Here is a 5,241-nt window from a genome sequence, read left to right on the forward strand (position 1 = left end):
TCCCCGGTCCGGGCGAACCCGCCGCGCAGCACGGCCAGCGCGAACGCCACCGGGATCGCCGCCACCACCAGGATCTGGCCGGCCGCGAGCACCACCGGGTCCAGGTCCAGCCACGGCCGCAGCACGGACGAGGACAGCGGGATGAACAGGACGGCGAACACCCCGTACCCGAACAGCGGGATCAGCACCCGGCGCTGGTACGGCCGGGCCCGGCGCAACCGGCCGGCCAGGATCACCGCGGTCGCGATCATCACGGCGGCCCCCGCGACCTGCTGCACCAGCTCGCCGGCGGCGCGCAGGTCCGGCCGGTCGGCGACGAACACCGGCAGGCCGGCGGCGGCCACGTCGAACGCGTAGAGCGGGACCTGCAGGACGAACACCGCGACGTACCCGCCGACGACCGTGATGCGGGACGCCCGGCCCCGGATCCGGCCGGACGGGAACGCGTGCAGCAGGTGGACGGTGACGGCCAGCGGCGCGGTCGCGAACACCGCCCCGAGGGCGGCGACCGCGGGAACGCCGCTGCTGATCGCCTCCCCGAGCACCAGTGTCAGCGCGCCCAGGACGAGCAGCGCGCCGAGCCCGTTGGAGGGGCGGCGCCACCAGGCCAGCACGCCGGCCACCAGCCAGATCCAGCTCGCGGCGCTGTAGAGCAGGTAGGCCCACGGCGGGTTGTTCCGCTCGGCGATCAGCACCACCAGCAGCAGAGCGCTCGCGACCAGGACGGCGGCGGCCAGCAGCAGCAGCGACCGCCGCAACGAGCGGGCCAGCGGCGACCGCAGCACCCCCGGTTCGGTCATACCGCGCGGGCCCGGGCCGGTCAGCCCCGGGCTCCGCCGGTCGGCGGCCCGCCGGCGGCGGCACCGCCGAAGACCGAACCGGGGACCGGACCGGGGACCGCCGCTCCGGACATGCTGGACGTGCCCGCCAGGTACTTCAGCACGGCCAGCACCCGACGGTGGCCGTCGTCGTCGGCGGGCAGGCCGAGGGCGTCGTAGATGCGTGAGGTGTGCTGCACCACGGCCTTCTCGGTGATGACCAGCTCGGCGGCGATGTACCCGTTGCTGCGGCCCTCGGCCACCAGTTTGAGCACCTCGTGCTGGCGCGGGGTCAGGCGGCCGATGACGCCGTCGTCCAGGCGCGCGCGGTCCACCATGATCGCGATGACCTCGGGATCGATGACGGCGCCGCCGGCCGCGATCCGGCGCAGATCCGCGCAGAACGTCTCGACGTCGGCGATGCGCTGCTTGAGCAGGTACCCGATCCCCCGCCGCTTCTGCGCCAGCAGCTCGATCGCGTAGCGGCGTTGCACATGCTGGGACAGCACGACCACCGACATCTGCGGATGGTGCCGCGCGACGGTCAGCGCCGCCACCATCCCCTCGTCGGTATGGGTCGGGGGCATCCGCACGTCGGTGATCACCAGGTCCGGCACGTGCCGCTCCACCATCCCGAGCAGGCCGGCGGCGTCGCTCGCGGCCCCGGACACCTCGAAGCCGGCGCCCTCCAGCACCAGAGCCAGCCCCTGCCGCAGCAGCGCCTCGTCCTCACCGATCACCACCCGCATGGCTGCCCCTCCGTCGAACCGGCCGGCCCGCCCGGTCCGGTGAACGGGTCGGAGTCCATTGTCGCCGCCTTCGTCGTCACCGGGTCGGTCGTCTCGCCGCCGACGGCCGGCCTCCCGACGGGGCCGGTCGTTGCCTTGTCGTCGGCCGGTCGGACGCCGGGTAGGGACCCAGGCCGCCAGCCCGGGTTGGCGACCTGGGCCTATTCCGCCGGGGCCGCGTGGCAGGCAGCATCGGGGGGCCGCACGAGCGAACGCGAGGGAACCGATGAACCGACGACTGGCCCCACTGGCCGCGGTGCTGGCCGCCGCCCTGCTGCTGACCGCCTGCACCGGCGGGTCCCCGGCCGCCTCCACCGGCGCATCGCCGGCGTCGTCGGGCCCCGCGACCCCCGGTTCGACCCCCGGATCGGCGAGCGGATCGGGGGCGGCGTCGGGCAGCACGGACCCGCTGCCGGTGCCGCCCGGCAACCCGGCCGCCCTGCCCGGGGTGCCGACCGACGATGCGTTCATCGCCCGGGCCGTCGACCAGGTCGACGCCATCGCGCAGGACGCGATGGACCGCAGCGGCATCCCCGGCATGGCGGTCGCCGTGGTGCACGGCGGGAAGGTCGTGTTCGCCAAGGGCTACGGCGTCCGCGAGGTCGGCCGGACGGACGCCGTCGACGCCGACACCGCGTTCCAGCTCGCGTCCGTGTCCAAGCCGATCGGTGCGACGGTGGTCGCGGCCGAGGTGGGCAAGGGCACCGTCGACTGGACCACCCCGGTCGTCGATCACCTCCCCGGCTTCACGCTGGCCGACCCGACGGTGACCGGGAACGTCACCATCGCCGACCTGTACGCGCACCGCTCCGGCCTGCCCAACCACGCCGGGGACGACCTGGAGGACCTGGGCTACGACCGGCAGCAGATCTTCGACCGGCTCAAGTACCTGCCGCTGAACCCGCTCCGGGCCGTGTACAACTACACGAACTTCGGCATGACGGCCGGCGCCGAATCGGTAGCCGCGGCCGCCGGCACCGACTGGTCCACGCTGTCGGCCCGCGACCTCTACACCCCGCTGGGCATGAGCGCGACCAGCTCGGACTTCGCGGCGTTCCAGGCGAATCCGAACCACGCGGCGCTGCACGCCCCGGCCCCCGGCGGCGGCTACGCGGCCACCTACGTGCGCGACCCCGACGCGCAGACCCCCGCCGGCGGCGTCAGCGCCTCGGCGAACGACGTGGCGAAGTGGATGGCGCTCGTGCTCGCCGGCGGCAAGGCCCCGGACGGTACCCAGCTGGTCGACGACGCGGCCCTGCGCACGGCCCTGACCCCGGTCATGCGCAGCGCGGACGGCAGCCCGACCCCGGACGTGATCGACGCGCGGGCCGGCTTCTACGGCGAGGGCTTCGGGATCAGCAACGACGCCACCGGCCGGGTGCGGGTGAGCCACTCCGGCGCGTTCGCCTCCGGCGGCGGCACGACGGTGCTGATGATCCCGAACCTGGACCTGGGCATCGTCGTCCTGACCAACGCGACCGCCAACGGCACCGCCGAGAGCGTCACCTCCGCGTTCGCCGATGTCGCCGAACTCGGCGCCCAGCAGTACGACTGGCTCACGGCCTACCAGAAGATCTTCGCCACGATCAACGCCCCGCAGGGCGACCTGGTCGGCCGGACGCCGCCCGCGGCCCCGGCCCCGGCCGCCGCGAACTCGGCCTACGTCGGGACCTACCAGAACGACTACTTCGGCCCCATCACCGTCGGCGAGTCCGGCGGCGGCCTGGTCCTGACCGCGGGCCCCCGGCAGGTGCAGTACCAACTGACCCACTGGGACGGGCAGACGTTCACGTTCGAGCCGGTCGGCAACCGGGGCAGCGAACCGGCGGGCGAGAACGTCGACGACGGCAGCATCTCCGCGGTCACCTTCACCCTGACCGGCGACACCGCCTCGTCGGTCACGGTCGAGCAGTGGAACAAGAACGGGCTCGGCACCTTCACCCGCTGAGCCGACCCGTCCCCACCGGCGGGCCGACTCGCTCGCCCTCCGGGTGCGCTGATCCAAGACCCATGTCGCCATCCGGTTTGCCGGATTCGGTGGGCCTTGGATCAGCGCAGCAGCCGGCTCAGCCGGATCAGCGGTCGATCAGGTGTGGCAGTGCGAGCCGGTACCCGGCTGCGGCGGCACGTCCAGCGACGGGTTCCGGTCGAAGAAGCCGAACGGCTTGAGCCAGAACGAGATCGTGTCCACCGGCATGATCGGCCAGTCCTCCACCCGGGTGATGTGGTGGATGCCGAACACGTACCAGAGCACGACATCGGTGTTCACCAGCGGCTCGTCGTCGGCGATCCACCTGGTCAGGCCGTCGTCGGTCTCGCTCTGCGTGGGATACGTCCCGGCCGGCCACTTCTCGTCGTCGTGGTTCCTGGTCACCCACAGCGTGTGACCCATGACCGGCGCCCGCAGGTACTGCGCGGTGCTCGGGTCCATCATGGCCGGGAACGCCGCGCCGGGCACCAGCTTGTAGGCGACGGGGGTGCCGAAGGCGTTGGTCTTGTTGGGATTGACCACCTTCCAGCCACGCTGCCGCTCGTAGTTGAAGTCACGGGCGGACTGCGACTCCGACTCGATCGTCGTGGCCTCGGTGACCAGGGACAGGCCGTGCGGGTTGTCCGGCCCCACCGGCAGCGCGTAGGAATCGCTCTCCACCACGCTGTTCTGCTGCCCGTCGACGTCCAGGTCCAGCCGCGCCACCAGGAAGTGCTGGTGGAACGGGGCGTACGTGCGGTGGTCGACCAGCGTCCCGGTCCGCGGCGTCGGCTCGCCCTCGGGAATCGGCGTGGTCACCATGATCCCCGTCGCCCGGACCTCGCACTCGATGTTGCCGTCCTGGTAGAAGCGCCAGTAGACCAGGTACTCGTAGTTGGCCACGGTCGCGTGGATCGACACGACCATCCGCCGCTGCCGCCGCACCTCGGCCCGGCCGTTGATCGAGTCGACGTGCTTCCACAGGACCGCGTTGTCCTCCTCGTGCAGGCAGATCGCGTTCTTGATGGTGTACGGCTCGCCCAGGCTGTCGGTGAGCACGGCGTCGACGTACCGGATCTCGCCCAGGCAGTCGCAGCCCAGCTCCAGCGACTGGGTCATGTACCCGATGCCCCACTCGCCGATGTCGTAGGCGGTGCGCCGGTAGTGGTCGAAGCTGGCGTCCCGGTACGGAACGATCATCTCGGCGAAGGACATCCGGTACGCGATGTCCCGGACGGTCCCGTGGTCGTCGTAGGTGACCTGGTGGATCACCGGGCCCTCCCGGTAGTTGAACGCCAGGCGGAAGGACCAGTTCTGCCAGGTGATGACGTTGCCGTCGACGCCGAAGCCGGGGCCGTCCGGCTGGGTGATCTCCAGCGGCTTGATGTCGTCACGCAGGGTCTGGCCGGGCACCAGGGCCGGCTCGTACTCGCCCATCACCGGGGCCGGCGCGGCGATCACGTCGGACCGGTCGATCTCCAGCAGCTCCATCGTGTTCATGTCCACGATGAGCTTCATCCCCGAGACCGGGTTGGCGTACGGGTTGCCGGTGGGCGAGGAGCGCACCCAGATGTCGGCCCAGCCCAGCCGCCGGTCCCGGTACTTCTCCGGCATCAGGGCCTTGCCGTAGGTCCAGACGTCGATCAGCACCAGGTCCAGGTCGGTC

At 72.1% G+C, this 5,241-nt stretch carries 3 protein-coding genes and 1 pseudogene; 1 reads left to right on the forward strand and 3 read right to left on the reverse strand.

Annotation, left to right across the window (positions count from 1 at the left end; genetic code table 11):
* Positions 1–800 (reverse strand): annotated as a pseudogene (locus tag ACOJUF_RS07665) (sensor histidine kinase); the annotation flags it as partial.
* A gap of 20 nt (positions 801–820) precedes the next feature.
* A complete protein-coding gene (locus tag ACOJUF_RS07670) occupies positions 821–1,567 on the reverse strand; it encodes a response regulator (RefSeq protein ID WP_420121266.1) in 747 nt (248 codons plus the stop codon).
* 265 nt (positions 1,568–1,832) lie between these two features.
* On the opposite strand from ACOJUF_RS07670, the gene ACOJUF_RS07675 reads away from it, so the two are divergent.
* Positions 1,833–3,554 carry a serine hydrolase gene (locus ACOJUF_RS07675; protein ID WP_420121267.1) on the forward strand — a complete coding sequence of 574 codons (1,722 nt, stop codon included), beginning with the start codon at positions 1,833–1,835 and terminating at the stop codon, positions 3,552–3,554.
* A 138-nt stretch (positions 3,555–3,692) separates the two neighbouring features.
* Here ACOJUF_RS07675 and ACOJUF_RS07680 read toward each other — a convergent pair.
* A partial coding sequence (locus tag ACOJUF_RS07680) for a primary-amine oxidase (protein ID WP_420121268.1) occupies positions 3,693–5,241 on the reverse strand: 1,549 nt, incomplete at its 5' end.

The organism is Nakamurella sp. (genome assembly GCF_048594475.1).
Lineage (GTDB): Bacteria > Actinomycetota > Actinomycetes > Mycobacteriales > Nakamurellaceae > Nakamurella.

Coding starts and splice junctions, on each gene's coding strand:
- ACOJUF_RS07670 (WP_420121266.1), bottom strand. CDS start 1,567: ATGCGGGTGGTGATCGGTGAGGACGAGGCGCTGCTGCGGCAGGGGCTG.
- ACOJUF_RS07675 (WP_420121267.1), top strand. CDS start 1,833: ATGAACCGACGACTGGCCCCACTGGCCGCGGTGCTGGCCGCCGCCCTG.